This window comes from Microcystis sp. M53603_WE2 (assembly GCF_030065435.1).
Genome location: NZ_JASJFF010000279.1, coordinates 1 through 3,798 on the forward strand (window position 1 = coordinate 1; position 3,798 = coordinate 3,798).

General features: G+C 48.0%; 3 protein-coding genes. All 3 read left to right on the forward strand.

Annotated features, from left to right (window positions below; translation table 11 throughout):
• Positions 1-1,167 (forward strand): ABC-F family ATP-binding cassette domain-containing protein (locus tag PX481_RS06045; RefSeq protein WP_288093986.1); only part of this gene is annotated, 1,167 nt, incomplete at its 5' end.
• A 50-nt stretch (positions 1,168-1,217) separates the two neighbouring features.
• Entirely contained in the window at positions 1,218-1,673 is a 456-nt protein-coding gene (locus PX481_RS06050; protein WP_002760875.1) for a peroxiredoxin, read from the forward strand.
• A 487-nt stretch (positions 1,674-2,160) separates the two neighbouring features.
• Positions 2,161-3,504 (forward strand): chloride channel protein, encoded by a 1,344-nt coding sequence (locus PX481_RS06055; RefSeq protein ID WP_288093988.1) that lies wholly within the window; start codon positions 2,161-2,163, stop codon positions 3,502-3,504.
• Positions 3,505-3,798 lie beyond the last annotated feature (294 nt).

The window sequence follows — 3,798 nt, forward strand, 5'->3', positions numbered from 1 at the left end:
CAAACTCCCGATATTTTACTCCTCGATGAACCGACTAACCATTTAGACTTAGAAACCATTGAATGGTTAGAAAAATTCCTCAAGGATTTAACCACTCCCATGGTCATAGTTTCCCACGACCGGGAATTTCTCGATCGTCTCTGTACCAAAATTGTCGAAACTGAAAGGGGAGTTTCTACCACTTATTTAGGTAATTATTCTGCCTACCTACAGCAAAAATACGAACAACAATCTGCTCAGTTAAGTGCCTACGAACGTCAGCAAAAAGAACTAGAAAAACAGCAAGCTTTCGTGGATCGGTTCCGGGCCAGTGCCACCCGCAGTACCCAAGCAAAAAGCCGGGAAAAACAATTAGAAAAGGTAGAAAAAATTGAAGCACCAATTGCCGATGTGCGTACCTTAAAATTCCAGTTTCCTCCAGCAGTGCGTAGTGGTCGGGAAGTGGTAACTATTAAAAATATTGTTCACATTTACGATGATAAAATTCTCTTTTTGGGAGCAAATCTGGAAATAGAAAGGGGCGATCGAGTGGCGTTTTTAGGACCAAATGGTGCAGGAAAATCCACGCTTTTACGTTTAATTGTTGGGTTAGAAGCTCCCACAGAAGGCTCGATCGAAATCGGTAAACACAACGTTATTCCTAGTTATTTTGAGCAGAACCAAGCGGAAGCTTTAGACCTAACTAAAACTGTTTTAGATACCATTCATGATGAAGTTCCCGATTGGAAAGATGTGGAGGTTCGCAGTCTTTTAGGGCGATTTTTATTCAGTGGGGAAACGGTATTAAAAAAAGTAGAATCTTTGAGTGGTGGCGAAAAAGCGCGTCTTGCTTTAGCCAAGATGTTACTTGCTCCCGCTAACTTATTAATTCTCGATGAACCCACTAATCACCTCGATATTCCCGCCAAGGAAATGTTAGAATCGGCTTTAAAAGTTTATGAAGGCACGGTTTTAATTGTTTCCCATGATCGTTATTTTATCTCCCAGGTAGCTAACAAAATTGTCGAGATTCGGGATGGGGAATTAATTGTCTATGCAGGAGATTATCACTATTATCTAGAAAAACTAGACGAAGAAAAACAAAAAGCCGAACAAAAACGCATTGAAGCAGAAAAAGCCGCTAAAGCTGCCGCGAAACGGGCTAAACAAAAGGCCAAAAAAGGTTAGAATGTAAAGTATCACCCTATCCACGATTATCTATTCAATTAATTAATCTTATGGCAGCTATAAAAGTAGGCGATCGAGTTCCCAATTTTTCTCTCCCTTCCCAAACAGGGGCAACGGTTAATGTCAGCGATTTAATCGGTAAAAAATCCCTGGTAATTTATTTCTATCCCAAAGATGACACTCCGGGTTGTACCGCAGAATCCTGCGCTTTCCGCGATAGTTACGAAGTGTTTACCGATGCGGGTGCGGAAGTTATTGGTATTAGTGCCGATAGTCCCCAATCTCATCAACAATTTGCCCAAAAATATAATCTTCCCTTCACCCTTTTAAGTGATAGCGATAACCGAGTCCGTAAATTATTCGGTGTTCCCTCTACCTTATTCGTCCTCCCCGGACGAGTTACCTATATCATTGATCAAGAGGGAATCGTCAGACATATTTTCGATTCTATGTTAGATTTTAAAGCTCACGTTACCGAATCTTTGAACACGATTAAATCTTTTTAGGTTGATGATTATGCAAGAAATTAAAACATCTATCCCATAATTGGGACAGTTCTGACTTAAAAATAAAATTAATGGTGTGTTAATTTTGACTAACACACCCTCAATCTGCTTTAGTTATTGGCAAAAATGACGGCTGGAAACAGAAGGCTAACATAGGCAAAGCTAACACCCAAAAGTTTGTCGTTATTCCTTATAAACGTCTAATTGAAATGTTAACTTATACTAAATCCGTTGTGGTTTCAAGTTACAACATCCTAAGAAAAGCATTGCCAAATCCGTTCAGCTATGGGATAGAGAGGTGCGTAGTTCAGCCAAGGAGAATTAATCTCTCGAAGTAAAGGTGAAGGGAATTTCTCAAATGGAATTCAGTCTGTTTATAATTGACTATACTTTTACTAACTATATAGTAAAGACTTTCAGGGTGTTTTGCTTGACGACTCCAATGGACTTGCTATAGGAACGATAAAAGTTTAACTTTCTTGGCACGATGCTAAATAACAAACTACAACTTCTGTTAACCAGGGTAGGCCCATGGGCTGTTGGCGGCCTGCTCGGCGGTTTGATCGGCTCTCTGGCCGCGGTACTGCTGACTGAGGCAATTAAGCAAACCCTCAGGATTGCCTCTGACCTAGACAAAGTCTGGCTACTGCTGCTGCCTCTGGTGGGCGTTACCTTAGCAGTGCTAGTCCTGTTTGGACTGGGTAGAGGGCAACCCGTGCAGACCTTAGCTCCCCGGGGGGCAACTTCCTCTGGTCGCTGGGGTTCTCTCATGGACTGGTACTCCTTCCCCCATGACATTGCTCGCGCCGACCTGACCGGTGACGTGGTGAACGCATCCGGCACCGAAGAGCGGTTCCCTTGGAATCTAGCCCCCTTGCGCGCCCTGGCCATCCTCTCCACCGTTGGACTGGGTGCGCCCATGGGAACAGAATCACCGGCAGCTCATATTGGCGTGGCGACGGGAACCTGGTTAGGTAGCATAAATCCAGCCCTAGGTCAACTGGTGCGGCCCCTGGCCATCGGTGGCGGTGCGGCCAGTGTTTCTGCCCTGATGGGAATCCCTCTGGTGGGCAGCTTTTTTATGTTTGAGTTGAGTCAGCGACGCCAGGTTCCGATCACCCCGGAGCGGGCAGCGGCGATGTTAGCCGGGGGACTGGTGGGATGGGGAGGCAACGCTGCCTTTAAGCTGCAACTGATCCGGCTGGTCGTGCCGCAGGTTGCCCCGACTGACTTCTGGGATGCGGTGGGTGCCACTTTGTTGATCGGAGTGATCGCCGGCACGATTACAGCCCTCACTGGTGAGGCGATCTACTGGGCCAGAGGCTTGCGGGACAAGCCCGCCACTCGTCTCCTGATCGGTGGCCTGGTGATGCTATTCTTGGCGATCGTGATCGGACAGGTGGCGACCCCCGCAGCGGCTTTTGGACCAGGGGGAGCCGCTATCGTCTGGGCCGAAAACATTAAAACAACTCCTTACCATCTGTTAGCGGTAGCTCTGCTCCGGGCCACGGCCACCACCGCTGCCGTTTTAGCCGGGGGCTGTGGCGGCGTGTTTGTCCCTTTTCTGGCGATCGGCGACCTCAGTGGCCGGGTGTTCGCAACCACCTTTGAGATTTCGGGGGATCTGGCGGGTGCGGCGGGGGCAGCGGCCGGTATTGCTGGCGGCTATCGCCTACCTCTGACCGCCATGGCGATGGTGCTGGGGGTGGGTGGACCGGGGGCAGCCCAGCTAACCTGCCTTGCCACAGTGGTGGTCGCCGCCCTTTCGGGATTGGTGGCCGCACGGGCAGCCAATCAACTCTCCAGTTCCCTGCGCGCAATGTTCCGCTAGAAGCCACCGTCAGGGGATTGACAATCTCCGCACTTTTAGGGCGGAGATTCTTGGGCAACATCTTGCCTCTACTAGCAACCAGCAATTCTCAGTTTTAGACATAGCAAGCCTTTTAGGGATTTAAAGAACATTTTAAAGGGGGATTTTTGGGGCAACTTTGGGTGTACTATCACGTCAAAAGCCTGAAGACTCGTGACTTGACATCCTCGCCGCCGTAAAACGGACGGCGATTCCCAAACCTCACGATTTGGGTTTCTGCTTCTTTCCCGAAGGATTTTTCGCACCTGCCTTAAC